This window comes from Luteibacter sp. dw_328 (assembly GCF_018449605.1).
Taxonomy (GTDB): domain Bacteria; phylum Pseudomonadota; class Gammaproteobacteria; order Xanthomonadales; family Rhodanobacteraceae; genus Luteibacter.
This window is the reverse complement of the sequence record NZ_JAAVUW010000006.1, coordinates 85,057-102,346: the sequence shown is the minus strand read 5'-3', so window position 1 is coordinate 102,346 and position 17,290 is coordinate 85,057. Positions and strand designations below refer to the sequence as shown.

The window sequence follows — 17,290 nt, the reverse complement described above, 5'->3', positions numbered from 1 at the left end:
TCAGTCAGCGGCCTGGGCCGTCGCGAGTGCGGCGCCCATGTCGACAGGGGTTGGCTTGACGACATCGCTGGGGCGCACCCGCTGCACGCCATGCACAACGATTCGATCGCCAGCGTTCAGCCCGGCGGTAACGATGCGCAGGCCGTCGTGCAGGTCGCCAATTTTCACTTCGCGGTACTGCACCTTGTTATCGGTGCCGACCACCAGGACGTACTTCTTCGACTGGTCCGTACCGATGGCGGCGTCCTCGATGAGTACGGCGTCGTGCGGCGTGCCGGCACCCACTTTCAGGCGCGCATACAGGCCTGGTACGAGCGAACCATCGGCATTGTCGAAGCGCGCGCGGACGCGGATCGTGCCGGACGTGGTATCGAGCTGGTTATCGATCGAATCGATCACGCCATGCTTCGAGTAACCGTCCTCATTGGCGAGGCCAAGCGCCACGGGAATCTTCGTGCCATCGCGGCCGCGAAGGTTGCTCAGGTACGTCTGTTCATCCACTTCGAAAGTCGCGTAGATCGGCGACACGGAAACGATCGTGGTCAGGACCGGACCGGTTGCGCCGGCATTGACGACATTGCCCACCGTGAGTTCGGCACGCGACACGCGGCCGGATACCGGAGCGACGACGTCGGTGTAGGCGAGATTAATCCTCGCTGCCGACAAGGCTGCGCGTGCACCCTTGAGGTTAGCCTGCGCCTCGCGCGAGGCATTCACCTTCTCGTCGTAATCGCGACGGGCGATGGCGTTACTACCGATCAAACGCTCGGCGCGAGCCGCATCCGTCGTGGTGTAGGTAGCGCGCGCTTCGGCGGCGGCAACCTGCGCCGCGGTACGCTCGACTTCTGCCTGATAGGGCTGCGGGTCGATTGTCAGCAGCTTGTCGCCCTTTTTGACCAGTGACCCGTCGCGGAAGTTGACGGCGACGATCTTGCCGGAGACGAGGGGACGAATGTCGACCCGGTCCACCGCCTGCAGCCGGCCGGAGTAGCCCTGCCACTCGGTGATGCTGCGCGCGATGACGGGGGCGACGTCGACTTCGGTGGCCGGTGCTACCGTGTCCGCGTGAGCGGCTGCGACGGCCTCGTGACCGTGGTAGGTAGCCATGCCGGCGGCGCCGCCGACGACAAGCAGGGCGCCGAGCGCAACGGAAAGTCGTTTGCGGGTGGTGGTCATGAAGTGTCTCCAGGAACGTGTGTGGAAGAGAAAGAGCTCGTGTCGGTCAGGGCCGGAGAGGGCGCGAGATGCGCGCGGGCATGACGGTCATGACTCACGGTGCATAGATTGGCTTTCGCGGCCTGCGGGATAAATCCGGCTATTTGCGTTTCTTTGGCGCCCCGCCGGCGACAATCGCCAGCGCGCCGTCAAGGCGTCAGCGCCCTTACGGCTGAGGCGAGTGAGTGCACATAGGCGTCTGTCGCCCGCGCGGCGACCAGTTCATCGTCTAGCCGGAGTACGTACTCGGCGTTACTGCCATAAGGGCCGCTCGCCGCTGCGACGAGGGGCGCCACGGTGGCGACGGATGAGTCCACCGCGTGCATCGGGTGGTCAGCATTGGCAGCGAAGACGAGTGACACGACCCTGCGGCCGTCATCGAGTACCGCTGTGTCCCATGTGGGCAGGTAGGCGCCCGTCGGCATTTCGCGCCGCCATAGCAGGCGGAGTTCATCGTGGGCCTGCGCACCGATCAGGCGCAGGGCAACACCGCGGATCGAATCGCCGGGCTGGACGGCCAGCATCCGGCCCGGTTGCTCCGGCGACCCCCTGCCCGCGACCATGCCGAGGCTGAAGCTGCGCTGCCACCCAGGCAGCGTGGCCCAGTGACGCTCGTCAAAGCAAAGCATGGGATTCCAGATCAACGAGCCGTAGCCAAAGATCCAGATCCCGGTGTCCTGCGAAGGCGCTGCGGCCAGCGTCTCGGCAAGCGAGCGCGCCTGACGTTCGTCGTCCCAGCAGATCGCAGGGTCGAGGCCGCGGAAGTGGTCGAGGTACGCGCCGGATTCGATGAGCTTTCTCGTCAGCATGGAGAAAGTCTGATCTGCGCTGATTGACGGATAAATCCGGTAAGCAAATACTCTTTGGCGCCCAGGGGGACACAATGACCGAACGCGCCGATGCTTCCGTACCCGAGATCGTGGCCTTCACAGCCGTTGCCCAGACGGGGAGCTTTACGCGCGCTGCGGAAAACCTGGGGACAAGCAAATCCAACGTAGGCAAGGCGGTGCAGCGTCTGGAGACGCGTCTGGGCACGAAGCTCTTCCAGCGGACGACACGCGCCGTGCGTCTCACCGAAGATGGCGAGATCTACCTCCAGGCTTCGCAGGCGGCGCTTGCGGGATTGCGTGATGCGGAGCAGGCCTTGGCGGCAAGGCGCGCTGAACCCATCGGTAAGGTGCGCATCGATCTTCCGGCTGGCTTCGGCCGGCTGTTTCTACCGACGCTCGCCGCGCTACGAGATACGTATCCGAAGATCGCGCTGGAGCTGGCCTTCGTTGATCGCATCTCCGATCCCGTCGCCGAGGGGTGGGACCTCGTCGTACGCATCGGTGAGCTTCCGCCAGACAGTGACATGTCGGTACGCAAACTATGCACGCTGCGGAATGGGCTCTATGCCTCGCCGGGCTATCTCGCGCGCAAGCCGGCAATCACATCGATCGCCGACCTCAGTGTCCACGACGCGGCGATCTTCCGTGCCTCATCCGGCCGTCTGCGGCCGTGGACCGTACGAGACGGGGACGCCACGCGGGATATCGTGCCGGCGCCCGTGCTCGTGTTATCCGACGGGCAGGCACTCATCGACGCGACGGTCCACGGATTCGGTATCTCTCAGTTGTTCGATCGTGTCGCTCGGCCGCTTATCGCAGCCGGTGCGCTCGTTCATGTGCTTCCGGAAGCCGACATCCCCGGGCCGCCCGTTCATGCGCTCATTCCGCTTGGCCACCGCATGCCTTCGCGCACACGCATCGTGCTTGACGCCCTCGCCGAGTTCCTCCGTTAGGCCAGTTCGGCCTCGAGCGCTTCCGTCAATCGTAAAAGGCAGGAATGATCTTCAAGGTGTCGGTTTGTGCCTTGTCATGATTGATGAATAGCTGGGCATGATAGGTGCCCATCATGGTCCTGACCTTTTCCATCGACGCGATCGACGCGGCCTTATCCGTGTTCAGGGTGGGCACAACGTTATTGCGGAAATTCGCGTCGAGATGGGCAACGTCACCCGACAGGATGATGAAGCCCGACTTCCTCAGATGGACAAGCAGGGATTGGCTTCCGGGCGTATGACCGGGCGTCGGAAACAGCGTGACACTGCCGTCGCCGAACACATCCGTGTTCCCGTCGAGAAGCTGAAGATGCTTCGGTGTTCCCATGAGTTTGCGCGCAAGCGCTTTCAACTGGTTCACGTTCGCGTTCGGCCCGTCGGGCGAACTGATCCATTCGTATTCGACGCGCTGTATCAGCACCGTCGCATTGGGAAACAGTGCGACGTTTCCGATATGGTCGCCATGCGTGTGCGATATCGCGACGTACTGGATATCGTCCGGCTTCAGGCCGACCGCGGAAAGTTGCCCCGAGATTGTTTTATCGAGGTGATAAACGATCAACTGGGGAAGCGTCGACCAGCCTTTCGGGTCGTTCAATGCGGATTCCGGAACCCCGGTGTCCCAGAGTAACCATTTTCCGCCCCGCTTGATCAGCCAGCACGTCGACGAAAATTCGATCGGACGTCCGACGTTTTCCCCGGGTGTCCACACCGATTCGTCGTTCGCGAGCGAATGGCCGCAGTCGAGTCGATACAGGCGATCCGCAAAGCCGGCTCGTGCCGGATCGGGAAGGGGCGTAGCGGCCTTCGACGGCGGCGCGATCACCGATCCGATCAAAGCGGCCAGCACGACCGCCGACATCAATACCCGTGCGCGCATTCCCATCACGTCCACTCCGCTCATGAGTCGCCCGAACATGAGGACACGAGCGTGATACGAAGGATTGGCGAATTGTGCCCAAGGCCACCGGCTGTCCTGGGGCCGCCGGTGGCCTGTTCTCGCGGACCGATCCGCTCAGGCTGCGGCGAGCGACTCGTGCACGGCGACGACATTTGCTTCGTCCTGAAGCGCCTTGCGCACCGACGGCCGTGCGTCGACACGCGCCTTCCATGCCATGAGGTGCTCGAGATGCTCGATGCGCGCGCCGCTGCGCTCGTGCCACATCGTGGCCCATACGTATGCATCCGCCACGGTGAAGGTGTCACCGTTCAGCCAGGCGCGCCCGTCGGCAAGTCGCTGGTCCAGCACGGCGTACGCGCTGACGATCTTGTTGCGCGTCCACTCCGAGCCTTCCGCCGTCATCAGCTTGCGCATGAGCGGAATGTGCTTCTGAGCGATCTCGGTGGCCGCGAAGGTCAGGAGTTGATCGATGCGTACGCGCTCGATCGTACCCGGCGCAGGAATCAGGCCCGAGCCCGGGTGCTGGTCCGCGAGGTAGGACACCACGACGATGGTCTCAGAAAGTTGCTCGGCCTTCGCGTCGTCGAGGACGAGTACAGGAACATAGCCCAGCGGATTGACCTGACCGAAGTCGTCACCGTTCGAGGTGCTCTTGTCGAACACGTTGTAGTGAATGAGCTCCGGCGTCAGGCCAAGCTCATTCGCGATGATCTGTACGGCCTGCGAGCAGGTCTGATTGGCAATGTAGAGCTTGGACATGATGTTGGTTCCTGGCTGTGAAGGGGTGCCGGTCCGCGACCGGACTGCACGCAAAGTCTGCTGATTGCGCTATCGGAGATAAATCCGGTCAGTTGATCAGCTCTGTAGCTTCAGGGGAGACAGTTTCCTCGATCACTGCCGTCCGGCTCAGGAAGGCGAAAACCGTGATGGCGGAGATAACGGTGATCCCCGTAAGGATGTGCAGGAGCGCGCGGAACGCCTCTTCATAGCTCGCTGCCAGTTGCTCATGCGTCGCCGCCGGCAGTGCCGTCACCGCCCTCGCCATGTCGCCGGTAGCCAGGCGCTGCGCCGCTTCGGACAGCTGTGCACCACCATCCGGAACGAGATGACCCAGGTTCGCCGCCGCGAGCCCGGCCAGCACGGCGCTGACAATGGCGAGCGTGATGCCCTCCCCAGCGACGCGCGCGGTGTTGAAGATGCCCGCGGCCATGCCCGCACGCTCTTTCGGAACGACGCTGATCGAAAGACCATCCATCAGGCCCCACGGCATGCCGGCGCCTATGCCCGTCACCACCATCGGCGCGAGAAGGGCGAACATCGAGTCACCCACGCTGTAGAGGCTGAGCCAGTGCAGCCCGACCGCTGCGATGAGGAAACCGATACCTGACAGGACGCCGGCCGGCATCCAGCGCGTCAGCGAGGCCACCGTGATCGGCACGACCAGCATCGGCGCGGACAGCGCGATCATCAGCAGGCCTGCCTGGATCTCGCTCATGCCCTCGACACCGATGAACCGCAGCGGCAGCATGACGACCAACACGATGTAGCAATAGCAGGTGCCGATCGGCAGGATCTGCACACCGACGAATCGCGGCACGCGGAACAGACTGAGGTCGAGCATCGGACGCGCAACACTGTTCTCGATGACGATAAAGGCGAAAAGGCTGGCCACCGATCCCGAGAGCATGCCGACCACCCACGCACTCGACCAGCCGCTATCGGGTGCCTGGATCACGGCCGAAGTGAAAAGAACGAGCGTTGCGGTGAACGTGATCGCGCCGGGCCAATCGACGCCCTGCGCACCGGGGTCGCGGGTTTCACGCATGCGCGGCACGCCGAACACCATGGCGATGGTTCCCAGCACGGCCGTGAGAACAAACACGGAGCGCCAGCCGAATGCATCGATCAACCCGCCGGCGATCAACGGACCGAACGCGAGCCCGATGCCGAATGTGGTTCCGAGCATGCTGAATGCTCGCGTCCGGGCATGACCGTCGAATTCCTGCGCGAGTGCGGCCGTGCCGCTGGCGAGTGCCGCTGCCGCAGCGATGCCCTGCACGGCACGAAGAACGTCCAGCCAACCGACCGACGGCGCAAAGGCGAGGGCGAGTGATAACACGCTATAAAAGGAGATACCGGCCGCGAACATGCGCTTGCGGCCAAACTGATCGGCCAGTGCACCCGCCGCCATCAGCAAGCTACCAAAGCTGAGCATGAAAGCGTTGGTGATCCACGTGAGGCCGGCGGAGCTTCCACCAAGCTCGCGGCCAATCGCAGGCGTGGCGACCGCTCCCCCGGTGAAGCTGAGTGGCAGGACCAGGGCCGACAGGCAGATGGCAGCGAGAATCAGGAGACTCCCGCCGTGCGCGGGGGGACCACCGCGAGCGGGTACGATTTCCTTGGGTGTCATGACGGCGGCCGTACAGAGAAAGAGACCGGCGACTTTCCACCATCAGCCCGGCCCGAAAAACCCGGCGATCCGCGATGCTCTGTCGCCCAAGCCGTGACAATGACGCACGTGCGAGACCCCGGCTATCATGCCTGGACATGATTCCGCACACCCTGAAGGTAAAGCCGCAGCCGTTTCGCTACGGTGTGCTGATCTACGCCGTTTGCGCCTGCGCAACCACGACGGGCATCGCAGCACTGCTCCTGCGGGTGTTCGACCTGTCGAACGTGGTGATGGTGTTCCTGCTCACGGTCGTGCTCGTGGCCCTGCGCTGGGGTCGCGCCGCCGGGGCACTCGCGGCGTTTGTCTCCGTGGGCAGTTTCGACTTCTTCTTCGTGCCGCCGGTCTGGTCGTTTCATGTTTCCGACACGCAGTACCTCTTCACCTTCTTCCTGATGCTGGTGGTGGCCCTGGTCACCGGGCAGCTCGCGGCTCGCCTGCGCGACGAGGCCGTTACCGCAGCAGCCAGGGAGAGACGCGCCAGCGCGCTGGCGGCCGTGGCCACCGACCTGTCGATTGCCGTGCGTAACGAAGACATTTCACGGGTTTGCACGGTGCGTGTCGGTCCCTTGTTCGACGGCCGCACCACGCTTTTGCTACCCGGCGATGCGGACGAAACGGCCGTCACCCGATGGGTGCTCGAAAACGGCCTTCCTGCCGGCCGCGATACCGACATGCTGCCCTCGGGCGAAGCGACCTACCTTCCGCTTTCCACAGCCATGAGCACGCGTGGCGTCCTCATGCTTGAACGCACGACAAGTGGCCCACTGGATGCCGGGCAGATCACCTTGCTTCGTGCGGTCCAGTCACTCATCGCCCTGTCGATCGAACGCGTGCACTACGTCGAGGTGGCGCATGAAACCCAGCTGCGCATGGAGGGCGAACGCCTGCGAAACGCATTGCTTGCCGCCGTATCCCACGACCTGCGAACACCGTTGACCGCCATTCGCGGCATGGCCAGTATGTTGGGCGAGAACGACATCGCGCGTGCTATCGCAAACCAGGCCGGTCGCATGCAACGCCAGGTGGTTAACCTGCTGGACGCGGCGCGCATGCAGGGCGAAGGGGTGCATCTGGACCTGCAATGGCATGCACTGGATGAGGTCGTCGGATCGGCGCTGACCACGGTGCATCTTGGCGGACGTCGGGTCGTGATCGACATACCTCGGGACTTCCCCCTGGTCGAGCTGGATGCGGCCCTGTTCGAGCGCGTACTAGCCAACCTGTTCGACAACGCCGCCAAATACACACCTAACGATGCGACGCTCAGGATCGAGGCTGCCTTCGTCGGCGCCCACATTCACCTGACGGTTGAGGACGACGGCCCCGGCTTTCCCCCCGGTATCGAGGTCGAGTCGCTCTTCGCGGAATTCGCGCGGGGTACCCGTGAGTCCGCCGTCCCGGGTGTGGGGTTGGGGCTGGCGCTTTCACGGCGCATCGTCGAGGCGCACGGCGGCAGCCTGTCCGCGTCACGCGGCAACCCGCATGGCGCACGTTTTGACATCACCCTGGCCGCAGGCGATCCGCCGGCGATCGACCGGGAAGACCCCGTATGAACAAGCCACGCATCCTGATCGTCGAAGACGAGTCGGATATCCGCCGATTCCTTCGGCTGGCCCTCGAGCGCGAGGAGATGACGGTCTTCGAGGCGGGCGACGCGCTACGTGCGCGCATCGAGGCCGCCAGCCGGCAGCCCGACCTGATCGTGCTCGATCTCGGCCTGCCCGACGACGACGGCAAGGTGGTGATCCGTGACGTGCGTGGTTGGTCGTCGGCACCGATCATCGTGCTCTCCGCACGCGACAGTGAAGCGGAAAAAGTGGCTGCGTTGGAAGCCGGCGCCGACGACTATCTTGCCAAGCCGTTCGGTGTTCCCGAGCTGGTGGCACGCGTGCGTGCGCAATTGCGCAGGGCCAGTCTTGCCGGCGATCGTGGCCAGGCCAGCGCGCGCGTGCGCTTCGGCGACATCGAAGTAAACCTGGCGACGCACGAGGTCTTACGCCGGGGCGAGTCCGTGCACCTGACGCCCATCGAGTACCGTCTGTTGACTGCGCTGGTGCGTGGACAGGGCAAGGTACTGACCCATAAGCAACTCCTCCACGATGTCTGGGGCCCGGGCTATGCCACGCGACCGCACTATGTACGCGTCTACATGGCCAATCTCCGGCAGAAACTGGAAGACGAGCCGGCAAGACCACGCCATTTCGTGACGGAGCTTCAGGTCGGCTATCGGCTGGCCGGCCTTGTCTGACGCCTCTTGATGCCATCTTGATATCGCGGCACCCAATAGAACGCCGCCCTTAGACGACGATGCATAGCATGGGTGGTCATCCCTGATTCCAAGGCGTGGCCATGTCGTTCCGTTCCATGCTTCTTCCGCTCGCCCTCCTTGCCATCCTTCCGGCCTTCACCGCCCACGCCGATGAGGCTGCGCCGATCTGTACGGATCGTCCCACCAAGGCCAATGCGCCTTGCACCGTGCCCGAGGGCACGTGGCAGCTGGAAGCCGATGTGGGCAATGCCACGCACGACGCGCACCCCGGCAGCAGCACCGACACGCTTTACTTCGTCAACCCGTACCTCAAGTACGGCATCGGCGCCCACACCGATATCGAAGTGAACTGGGCGCCGGCCGTGCGCGTGACCACGAAAGAGGGAGGCGAACGCCACACCACGCGCGGCTCAGGCGACATCTACGTGCGGGTGAAAACAGCCCTTTACAGCGGCGACGTGTTCAGCGCCTCGGTCATCCCCTTCGTGAAGGCTCCCACCGCCTCGCACGACATCGGCAACGATCGGTGGGAAGGTGGTGTCGCCGTGCCGATAAGCGCAGCGGTGGGCGGCGGATTTTCAGTCACGATCGGACCGGAACTCGATGCGCTGGCGGATGCCGACGGTCATGGGCGACATCTCGCCGTGACGAATCTCGTGAACGTGGCTCACCCCCTGACCAGCCGGCTGTCCGTCGCCGTGGAGTACTGGCGCCAGGACAACCACGATCCGTCGGGCCACGTGAAGCAGGAGTCCGCCGATATCGCGTTTACCTTTCTGGCCAGTCCCGATCTGCAACTGGACGTCGGCGCGAACATGGGCGTGAACAATGCGACGCCGGACCATCAGTTCTATGCGGGGGTATCGTACCGATGGTGACGACGTATGCATTAACACAGAGTTCGACCGCAGATGCGATGAAGATTTGATTGCGGCCTCAGCCTGCTTTTCGGATACTCCGCCGCGGGGAAGACAGGATGCGTACGATGAGCATGAACATTATCTCGGACTACTGCGTTGCCATGGCGCGGTACGCGCGAGTGTCATGGATGGCGTCGGCGCTTTGTCTCGCCGCGTGCACTAGCGGCCCGCCGGTAAATACGCTGCGGGTGGCTGCTCACCCTGACACCATCGTCCTGGGCGAGGTCGCGGCGTACGACGTCCCGGCACGATTGCTTGGAAGCGATTGGCATTTCTCGGTGGAGCCCGGTACATACACGGCCGAGAAGGAAGATGACCAGGGCACCTATTTCCGGGCGCAAGGCTATCCCGTCACAGTCGATACAGGAGCGACGACTAATCTGGTCTGGACGCACGCCGGTGGCATCTGGGTTCCTCGTGATGCATCGAAGTCGCCACGCATCTATTACTACACGGACGAACGACGCCCGAAAGGAATGGTCGAAAATCCTGGCGCGGCGTATGGAGTGATCGTCCATGCAGAGGCCGGGAAAGTCCAACTTGTCTACGATGCCAAAGACGCCAGGTTTGCCGCCACGGTCCGCGCCAATCTCCACAGCGCAACCCGATAGCTGATTGTGCGCGAGAGTGGGGAATCGCCGCTGAAGCGGCTCCCACAGGGAAGTGGGTAAAGATGGTGCGCCCGGAGGGATTCGAACCCCCGACCAATGGCTTCGGAAGCCACTACTCTATCCGGCTGAGCTACGAGCGCGTATTGCAGAGGCGGCATTGTAGCCGAATGGCTAGGAGCGGCCTAGCCTGGGCTGTCAGGCCTTTGCCAGAGCGGGTTCGGCACCGGCCGCGGCGGCGCGCAGGCTTTCCCTGTAGCGCCGACTGCAGGGCAGCACGGTGCCGTCGGCCATGTGCAGGCGCGCGTCGCCGGCGTCCAGCGGCTCGATCGCGGTGACCTGGGCCAGGTGGACCAGGTAGCTCCGGTGTGCCTTGACGAATACGGCCGGATCGAGCCGGGTTTCAAGCGCCGCCAGGGTGCTCCGCAGGGGATAGTCCCGGCCGCGCACGCGCAGGTTCACATAGTTGCCTGCGGACTGTACCCATTCGATATCCGCCGTCGCGACCAGGAAATCGCGACCGAGCTTGCGCACGAGAAAGCGCTCCGGACGGTCGATCGCCTCGACCGGCTGACCTTCGTCAGGCACGTCGAGCAGGCTGGCCTCGCCCTGGATGTGGCGACCGAACCATTCCACCATGTGACCGACGGCGACGATCAGGAAGAAGGTGCGAATGTCCTTCAGGTACTCGTAGATCGCCTGGTTGACCCAGGGGCCTGGCTCGTAGGTCGAACCGGACGCGGAGTAGACGAGCATCCGGATCAGGTCCATGCCGACCACGTGACAGGCGGAGTAGACCACGCTGCCAAGGAAGTACAGCGGCAACCGGCGACGCCAGGTATCCGCGTGCAGCGGCCAGCGATCACACGCCTTCAGCAGGAAGGGCAGCATCAGAAGGCCGAGGACGATGCTGCTGAATTCGTTGGTGGCAATCTGCCAGGTGGGCGTCGGGATGTCGTACCGCATGGCGTCCATTCGGCCGGTCATGGTGTTCCCGATGGCAGCCGTGACGAAGACGAGCACCCAGAAGGCGATCATCAGCACCCGGCGGCGGCGGCGGGCGCGGTCGAGTTCCTTGCCTGGAGGGGTTGGGACGTGGGCTTCCATGCCGGGATCATAACGTCGTCGCGGCCGTCGGTAGACATCCATCCCCCCTGCCCCGCCATTCGTCCCCGAAAGCCTCCCGTTCGGCCCCTCGTGGTGGTGCCGGGCCCGGCCCGAAGCCGATTCTGGCCCTGCCTTCACGACAGGACGCACGGACATGAGCACCACCCGCCGCCACGACATCGATGCCTTGCGCATCCTCGCCTTCGCCCTCCTCATCCTCTATCACACGGCCATGGCCTATGTGGGCGACTGGGACTTCCACATCAAAAGCGCACACACGGCCGAATGGCTGCAGTGGCCGATGATCTTCGTGAACCGCTGGCGGATGTGCCTGCTGTTCCTCATCTCGGGCGCCGCGATCGCCCTGGCCGCCCCAGAGGGCCGGCTTTTGCGCTTCGCCCGCGAGCGCAGCTGGCGGCTGTTGTTGCCGCTGATCTTCGGCATGTTCGTGGTGGTGCCGATCCAGCCCTACTGCGAAGGGGTCGCCAGCGGCCACCTCACGCCGGGCTTCTGGAATTTCCTGGCCAGCTATTGGAACGTGCACCCATGGCCGAAGGACAGCTTCACCGGGTGGCAGTACGGGATCACCTGGAACCACCTCTGGTATCTGCCTTACCTGTGGACGTACACGCTGTGCCTTGCCGCCCTGATGCCACTCCTCGGGCATGCCCGCGTCCGGAACGCTGTCGCGGCCTTCTGCCGGGCGCCCGCATGGTTCCTCGTGGGTGCGCCGACGGCGCTGCTGCTCTTCTTCATCCTGTACCTCGCGCCGATGTTTCCCACGACCGGTGCCCTGGTCGGCGACTGGTACCAGCACGCCAAGTACGGATCGATCTTCCTCGGCGGCTATCTGCTGGCCCGCGAGCAGGGTTTCTGGATACGGGTGGCTGCGATGCGCAAGGCTACCTTTATCACAGCGCTGGTCTCGATCACGCTCTATCTCGGCCTGCGCCTGACCGGCCAGCTGGTCGCCGACGATTCATGGATGCACCGCGTGCCAGACGCGTTCTGGACCGCGCTGTCGCAGTCTTCGCAGAGCCTGTATCTCTGGGCCGCGCTGCTGACCATTCTCGGTTGGGGCAAGGTGCTCCTCGACCGCCCGTTCCGCTGGCTGCCGTATTGCACGGAGGCCGTGTATCCCTGGTACATGCTGCACCAGAGCCTGATCATCCTGCTGGTGTTCTGGCTGAAGCCGATGTCACTGGGGCCGGGGCTCGAACCGGCGCTGGTGCTGGGCGGGACGATTGCCGGGTGCTATGCGCTGCACGAATTCGTGATCCGGCGGGTGGCATTCATACGACCGTTGTTCGGGTTGAAGGCCTTGAAGCGCACCGTGGTGTCCAGTTCGGCGGAGACCATTCCTGCCGGGACCGTTTCTGTAGGAGCCGATTCATCGGCGATGGTGCTCGCGAAGGGACCTGAAGGTATCGCTCCGTAGGGATCGCCGATGAATCGGCTCCTACGAGAGCATGGCCGTCGAAGCGGTTCGTCCACAACGAAGAAGGGCGCCTTGCGGCGCCCTTCATGTCTCATTTTGCTTTGTACAGCTCGCCCAGCCAGTCGGGCTTGCTCTTGTCGCGTTCCAGATGCGGATACATCAGGCCGCCGTGGTAGTCGACGCTGATCGTCTTGTACGTGTCGAAGTTCTTGACCAGCAGCTGGATCGGGGCCTTGCCCGTCTTCGCATCGGTCACGGCGTCCTTCAGCACATCGCCGGAGAACTCCTTGTCGTTCACCGCGACGATATGCATGCCCGGCGAGAGGCCGGCATTGAAGGCGGGGCCGTCCCAGCGCACGTCGGAGATGTCGCCCTTGTTCGACACGGCGAAGCCGGCCGAGTAGGTCAGGTCGGTCATCATGCGACGGGCTTCGAACGCCTTGATGGCGTCGGAAGGCTTGTCGTTGTAGACCAGCTTCCAGCCACCGCGCTCGATGCCTTCGATGTCACCCTTGTGGCCGTCCACGCGGTCGCGCAGGTAGGTCGCCCAGTCATACGGCGCGATGCCGTTGAGGGTCGAGACCACTTCTTCGAAGGTGTACGGGTTGACCTTCCAGTCGCCGTCCTTCATGCCGAAGAAGGCCTTGGCGAAATCGTCCAGGGTGCGCTTGTTCTTGGACAGTTCGCGCAGCTTGGTGTCGACATCCAGCCAGATCATCTGGCCGCCCTGGTAATAGTCTTCGCTCATCTGGTAGTTGCGATACGAGAGCGGGCGACGCTGGGCGATGGTCGGATCGTTGGTGGTGTCTTCGATGGTGCGCCAGGACAGGCCGGGACGGCCCTTGTCATAGGTCGCGGCAACAAAAGCGAGCAGGTCGCGCGCCTGGTCCTGCGTCACCAGGCCGGAGCGTGCGGCGACGACGTTGCCCCAGAACTGCGTCTGGCCTTCGTAGACCCACAGCAGGCTATTGCCCATCGGTACATTGAAGCTTGGCGTGGCCAGATCAGCGCCACGACGGTACTTGCCGTCCCAGGAGTGGTTGTACTCGTGGGCGAGCAGGTCGCGGCCGAGCCAGTTCTTGTCCCACTCGGTGAAGTAGCCCGGCGCGGCGCTGTTCTCCGAAGAACGATGGTGTTCCAGGCCGATGCCGCCGAGCTTGTCGGTCAGTGCGAGAAGGAAGTCGTAGTGGTTGTAATGGCGGGCACCGTAGAGCTTGTCCATCTGCTGGACGAGCTTGCGATGGATCTCCAGGGCTTCCGGCTTGATCTCGAGCGACTTGGCGTTGTCGGCCACGATGTTCAGATGCACCGGCGAGCGGCCGTTCGGATCGAGATCGACGCGCTTGAAATAGCGGCCGGCGAAGATCGGCGAGTCGACGAGGTCGTCGTAGTTGATCGTCTTGAAGTTGACCGTGTCGCCGCTCTTGCTCGCTTCTTCCAGCGCGCTGCCGTACTGGAAACCCGCCGGGAGCTTCACGCTCGCGTCGACCTGGACGCGGTCGGCACGATAGCCCGCCGGATACAGCGACACCTGGTTCCACTCGACATTGACGATGTCGGGCGTCATGACGATGCGGCCCTGGCGGGTGTCCTGCGGGGTCAGCGTCTGGAATTCGACGTCGACGGAGGAAGCACCGGCCGGCACGTCCACGTGGAACGCATAGACGTTGAATTCGTCACGCTTCCACTCGATGCGCTTGCCACCCGAGGTCACGACGAGGCCGGCGAACTGATCGATCGGACCGGTCGGCGAATGGTGGCCCGGGATCCACTGCGGGAACAGCAGGGTCAGCGGACCCGCCTGTGCAGGAATGGTCTCGCGAACGCGGAGAACACGGTGGTCGAGGTCGGTCGCGTCGACGGCGAGCTTGAGCGTGCCGTTATAAGCGGTGTCCTGCGGAGCGGGGACATCATCCGCGCGGACGGCCGTCGCGCCAACGCCGGCGAGTGCCGCCAGCAGCGCGGAGGCAAGAAGGGTGGATTTCACTGAATTCTCCCGTGGAGCGTGTGGGTTGCCCGGCCATCCATGCGAGCGGGTCAGCGCGAGCCCCTGCGGTTCGCGCAAGCCTTCGATGCTAAACGCCGGGGACTGACGTAGCCCTATGCCAGAGGTCACGGGCGGTGCCGACGCCTCATGGCAACCGGGCGTTTCGGTCGCGTGTCGCCGAAAGTGCGGCGCACGCAAATCGCAAGAACTTGCGCCTCAATAATCAGCAAAAAGTGCTTGGCGCAATAAGTTAAAAGATCGTAATATCGCGCGGCCAGTCAAGGGGCCGCCCGGCGAAGGGGCCGGTGCGCACAATCAGGAACACAGGGATCCTCATGGAAAAGCTTCTTCTCACGGCAGCCGCTGCTGCCGCATTTTCGTTTGCCTCGTTCGGTGCCCACGCTTCCAGCGAAGGCACTTTCATCGGCATCAACGGCGGTCGTACCAACTACGACATCGACAACACCGACTTCCACGACAAGAGCGATACCGCTTTCGGCGCCGTCGTGGGTTATCGCTGGGCCGTAGATCGTCCGTTCTATTTCGGCGTTGAAGCCGGTTACGTTGACCTGGGCAAGATCACCAGTCACTACAACCAGTCGCAGATGTACGCCGGAAGCGTCCTCTCGTACAACGAGAAAGACGAGCTCAAGGGTCGCGCTTTGCTCATTGGCGCCAACGGCAAGTGGGAGCTTCCGCACCACTGGACGATCACCGCACGTCTTGGTGTGGCACATTCGCACACGTCTTACGACGTGAAGGCCAATGCATCCTTCAATAACGATAGCGTCTCCAGCCAGAAGTTTCACGATTCGTCGAACGACAACGGCATCTACGCCGGCATCGGCTTCGGTTATGACTTCACGAAGAACTTCGGCGTCACGGTGAACTACGACAACTATTCACTGAAGGCGCAGGGCATCACCGATGACAAGCGTACGGTGAATGTTGGCGTCTGGGGTGCTGCGGCAGAATTCCGTTTCTGATCGTTCGCAGAACGTGTCATGAAGAACGGCCGCTTTCGCGGCCGTTTTTTTGGGACTACTATCGCGCTGCCACGAAAAGGGGCCGCCCGGCGAAGGGGCCGGTGCGCACTACCAGGAACCCAGGGATCTTCATGGAAAAGCTTCTTCTGACGGCGGCCGCTGCCGCCGCGCTTACTTTCGCTTCGTTTGGCGTACGTGCTTCCAATGAAGGCGCCTTCGTCGGCATCAACGGCGGTAACGCCCAATACGACATCAGCCACGCCAGGTTCCAGGACAAGAACGACACCGCCTTCGGCGCCGTCGTGGGATACCGCTGGGCAGTGGATCGTCCGTTCTACGTCGGTGTTGAGGCCGGCTATGTAGACCTCGGCAACATCTCGTCCAGATATAACGAGCGTTACCTCGGCCCGACGATTGTTCTGGGTGAGCGGAAGTATGAGTTGAAGGGCAAGGCCGTGCTCCTCGGCGGAAACGGGAAGTGGGTGCTTCCGCACAACTGGACGATTAACGCGCGTCTGGGCCTGGCTCACTCCCATACCACCTACGACATCCGTGACACTTGGTATGTGGACGGGACCACACCCTCCTCCGTTTCGAAGTCCCGTAACTCGTCAAACGACAACGGCATTTACGCCGGCATTGGTTTCGGTTACGACTTTGCCCAGAACTTCGGCGTGTCATTCAATTATGACAACTACTCGCTGAAGGCGCAGGACATCACCAATGACAAGCGCACGGTGAACGTTGGCGTCTGGGGTGCGTCGGCGGAATTCCGCTTCTGAACGAACCTCGTCATACACCATCGAAAACGGCCGCTTTCGCGGCCGTTTTCTTCTCCTTTCGATCGCTCAGGTGCGTGAAGGAATCTTAAGTCCGCGCTCCACACCCGGCCGCGATGTGCCGCGCTCTAGCCATGCAATGACGTTCTGGAAGTCATCGAAACCGACCAGCTCACGCGCGCCATAGAACGTCACCAGGTTGTTCACCCAACCCAGCGTGGCGATGTCCGCAATGGTGTATTCGTCGCCAACGATCCAGTCGCGACCCTCGAGGCGACGATCCAGCACGCCCAGCAAGCGTTTGGCCTCATCGACATACCGCTGCAGCGGGCGCTTGTCCTCGAACTCACGGCCAGCGAATTTGTGGAAGAAACCCACCTGGCCGAACATCGGTCCGATCGCGGCCATCTGGAAGAATACCCACTGGATGGTTTCCCAGCGCTTCGCCGCATCGGCGGGAATGAACTTCCCCGTCTTCTCGGCGAGGTAGAGCAGGATCGCGCCGGATTCGAACAGGCCGATCGGCTTACCGTCCGGACCGTTCGGATCGATCATCGCCGGAATCTTGCCGTTCGGATTGAGCGACTCGAACTCCGGCGTCTTGTTCTCGTTCTTCATGATGTCGACGAGGTGTACCTCGTACGGCAACCCGAGCTCCTCGAGCAGGATCGAGGTCTTTACCCCGTTGGGGGTCGGTAGCGAATACAGCTGGATGCGATCAGGATGCGCGGCGGGCCAGCGCGAGGTGATCGGGAACGCGGAGAGATCTGACATGCTGCCTTTCCTTCGGGCCGTGACCTTTCGAA

General features: G+C 63.1%; 16 protein-coding genes and 1 tRNA gene. 8 read left to right on the top strand and 9 right to left on the bottom strand.

The window, feature by feature from the left end; translation table 11 throughout:
- Positions 1-1,176, bottom strand: a complete 1,176-nt coding sequence (locus HB634_RS15465) for an efflux RND transporter periplasmic adaptor subunit (RefSeq protein WP_063570873.1) — start codon at positions 1,174-1,176, stop codon at positions 1-3.
- Positions 1,177-1,364: 188 nt separating this feature from the next.
- Complete coding sequence (locus HB634_RS15460) at positions 1,365-2,024, bottom strand: gamma-glutamylcyclotransferase (RefSeq protein WP_213949190.1); 660 nt, start codon at positions 2,022-2,024, stop codon at positions 1,365-1,367.
- 74 nt (positions 2,025-2,098) lie between these two features.
- On the opposite strand from HB634_RS15460, the gene HB634_RS15455 reads away from it, so the two are divergent.
- On the top strand, positions 2,099-2,998 hold the full coding sequence (locus HB634_RS15455; RefSeq protein WP_213949188.1) for a LysR family transcriptional regulator: 900 nt from the start codon (positions 2,099-2,101) through the stop codon (positions 2,996-2,998).
- A 25-nt stretch (positions 2,999-3,023) separates the two neighbouring features.
- On the opposite strand, the gene HB634_RS15450 is transcribed toward HB634_RS15455, so the two are convergent.
- The 3 genes from HB634_RS15450 to HB634_RS15440 form a co-directional block, all read right to left on the bottom strand.
- Positions 3,024-3,941, bottom strand: a complete 918-nt coding sequence (locus HB634_RS15450; protein ID WP_197478195.1) for an N-acyl homoserine lactonase family protein — start codon at positions 3,939-3,941, stop codon at positions 3,024-3,026.
- Positions 3,942-4,052: 111 nt separating this feature from the next.
- Positions 4,053-4,697: a glutathione S-transferase N-terminal domain-containing protein gene (locus HB634_RS15445; RefSeq protein WP_063570870.1), complete on the bottom strand. Its 645-nt coding sequence runs from the start codon at positions 4,695-4,697 to the stop codon at positions 4,053-4,055.
- Positions 4,698-4,785: 88 nt separating this feature from the next.
- Positions 4,786-6,348, bottom strand: coding sequence for an MFS transporter (locus tag HB634_RS15440; protein WP_213949187.1), 1,563 nt, complete (start codon positions 6,346-6,348; stop codon positions 4,786-4,788).
- Positions 6,349-6,485: 137 nt separating this feature from the next.
- Here HB634_RS15440 and HB634_RS15435 point away from each other — a divergent pair, with 137 nt between their 5' ends.
- The 4 genes from HB634_RS15435 to HB634_RS15420 all read left to right on the top strand — a co-directional run bounded on the left by HB634_RS15435 (position 6,486) and on the right by HB634_RS15420 (position 10,190).
- Positions 6,486-7,943 (top strand): DUF4118 domain-containing protein, encoded by a 1,458-nt coding sequence (locus HB634_RS15435; protein ID WP_213949186.1) that lies wholly within the window; start codon positions 6,486-6,488, stop codon positions 7,941-7,943.
- Positions 7,940-8,638 carry a response regulator gene (locus HB634_RS15430; RefSeq protein WP_213949185.1) on the top strand — a complete coding sequence of 233 codons (699 nt, stop codon included), beginning with the start codon at positions 7,940-7,942 and terminating at the stop codon, positions 8,636-8,638. The genes HB634_RS15435 and HB634_RS15430 overlap by 4 nt, the downstream gene beginning before the upstream one ends.
- 101 nt (positions 8,639-8,739) lie before the next feature.
- Positions 8,740-9,537: a transporter gene (locus HB634_RS15425; protein WP_213949184.1), complete on the top strand. Its 798-nt coding sequence runs from the start codon at positions 8,740-8,742 to the stop codon at positions 9,535-9,537.
- Between the two features lie 107 nt (positions 9,538-9,644).
- Positions 9,645-10,190 (top strand): hypothetical protein, encoded by a 546-nt coding sequence (locus HB634_RS15420; protein ID WP_213949183.1) that lies wholly within the window; start codon positions 9,645-9,647, stop codon positions 10,188-10,190.
- A gap of 63 nt (positions 10,191-10,253) precedes the next feature.
- Here the strand turns inward: HB634_RS15420 and HB634_RS15415 are convergent.
- Positions 10,254-10,330 (bottom strand) — tRNA-Arg (locus HB634_RS15415).
- A gap of 55 nt (positions 10,331-10,385) precedes the next feature.
- The gene (locus HB634_RS15410; protein WP_345777510.1) at positions 10,386-11,174 is read right to left on the bottom strand and encodes a LytTR family DNA-binding domain-containing protein; all 789 of its coding nucleotides are present in this window, start codon (positions 11,172-11,174) and stop codon (positions 10,386-10,388) included.
- Between the two features lie 274 nt (positions 11,175-11,448).
- Here HB634_RS15410 and HB634_RS15405 point away from each other — a divergent pair, with 274 nt between their 5' ends.
- A complete protein-coding gene (locus HB634_RS15405; protein WP_213949182.1) occupies positions 11,449-12,732 on the top strand; it encodes an acyltransferase family protein in 1,284 nt (427 codons plus the stop codon).
- Positions 12,733-12,823: 91 nt separating this feature from the next.
- Here HB634_RS15405 and HB634_RS15400 read toward each other — a convergent pair whose 3' ends face one another.
- Entirely contained in the window at positions 12,824-14,719 is a 1,896-nt protein-coding gene (locus HB634_RS15400) for a M61 family metallopeptidase (RefSeq protein WP_063572648.1), read from the bottom strand.
- 335 nt (positions 14,720-15,054) lie between these two features.
- Between HB634_RS15400 and HB634_RS15395 the strand changes: the two genes are divergently transcribed.
- The gene (locus tag HB634_RS15395) at positions 15,055-15,705 is read left to right on the top strand and encodes an outer membrane beta-barrel protein (RefSeq protein WP_063572649.1); all 651 of its coding nucleotides are present in this window, start codon (positions 15,055-15,057) and stop codon (positions 15,703-15,705) included.
- A 131-nt stretch (positions 15,706-15,836) separates the two neighbouring features.
- Positions 15,837-16,487 carry an outer membrane beta-barrel protein gene (locus HB634_RS15390; RefSeq protein WP_063572650.1) on the top strand — a complete coding sequence of 217 codons (651 nt, stop codon included), beginning with the start codon at positions 15,837-15,839 and terminating at the stop codon, positions 16,485-16,487.
- Between the two features lie 66 nt (positions 16,488-16,553).
- Here HB634_RS15390 and HB634_RS15385 read toward each other — a convergent pair whose 3' ends face one another.
- The gene (locus HB634_RS15385; protein WP_063572651.1) at positions 16,554-17,258 is read right to left on the bottom strand and encodes a glutathione binding-like protein; all 705 of its coding nucleotides are present in this window, start codon (positions 17,256-17,258) and stop codon (positions 16,554-16,556) included.
- Positions 17,259-17,290 lie beyond the last annotated feature (32 nt).

What these genes read in the sequence shown, in the direction of transcription:
- HB634_RS15465 (WP_063570873.1), bottom strand. Translation starts at nt 1,176, where the DNA reads ATGACCACCACCCGCAAACGACTTTCCGTTGCGCTCGGCGCCCTGCTT.
- HB634_RS15460 (WP_213949190.1), bottom strand. Translation starts at nt 2,024, where the DNA reads ATGCTGACGAGAAAGCTCATCGAATCCGGCGCGTACCTCGACCACTTC.
- HB634_RS15455 (WP_213949188.1), top strand. Translation starts at nt 2,099, where the DNA reads ATGACCGAACGCGCCGATGCTTCCGTACCCGAGATCGTGGCCTTCACA.
- HB634_RS15450 (WP_197478195.1), bottom strand. Translation starts at nt 3,941, where the DNA reads ATGAGCGGAGTGGACGTGATGGGAATGCGCGCACGGGTATTGATGTCG.
- HB634_RS15445 (WP_063570870.1), bottom strand. Translation starts at nt 4,697, where the DNA reads ATGTCCAAGCTCTACATTGCCAATCAGACCTGCTCGCAGGCCGTACAG.
- HB634_RS15440 (WP_213949187.1), bottom strand. Translation starts at nt 6,348, where the DNA reads ATGACACCCAAGGAAATCGTACCCGCTCGCGGTGGTCCCCCCGCGCAC.
- HB634_RS15435 (WP_213949186.1), top strand. Translation starts at nt 6,486, where the DNA reads ATGATTCCGCACACCCTGAAGGTAAAGCCGCAGCCGTTTCGCTACGGT.
- HB634_RS15430 (WP_213949185.1), top strand. Translation starts at nt 7,940, where the DNA reads ATGAACAAGCCACGCATCCTGATCGTCGAAGACGAGTCGGATATCCGC.
- HB634_RS15425 (WP_213949184.1), top strand. Translation starts at nt 8,740, where the DNA reads ATGTCGTTCCGTTCCATGCTTCTTCCGCTCGCCCTCCTTGCCATCCTT.
- HB634_RS15420 (WP_213949183.1), top strand. Translation starts at nt 9,645, where the DNA reads ATGAGCATGAACATTATCTCGGACTACTGCGTTGCCATGGCGCGGTAC.
- HB634_RS15410 (WP_345777510.1), bottom strand. Translation starts at nt 11,174, where the DNA reads ATGACCGGCCGAATGGACGCCATGCGGTACGACATCCCGACGCCCACC.
- HB634_RS15405 (WP_213949182.1), top strand. Translation starts at nt 11,449, where the DNA reads ATGAGCACCACCCGCCGCCACGACATCGATGCCTTGCGCATCCTCGCC.
- HB634_RS15395 (WP_063572649.1), top strand. Translation starts at nt 15,055, where the DNA reads ATGGAAAAGCTTCTTCTCACGGCAGCCGCTGCTGCCGCATTTTCGTTT.
- HB634_RS15390 (WP_063572650.1), top strand. Translation starts at nt 15,837, where the DNA reads ATGGAAAAGCTTCTTCTGACGGCGGCCGCTGCCGCCGCGCTTACTTTC.
- HB634_RS15385 (WP_063572651.1), bottom strand. Translation starts at nt 17,258, where the DNA reads ATGTCAGATCTCTCCGCGTTCCCGATCACCTCGCGCTGGCCCGCCGCG.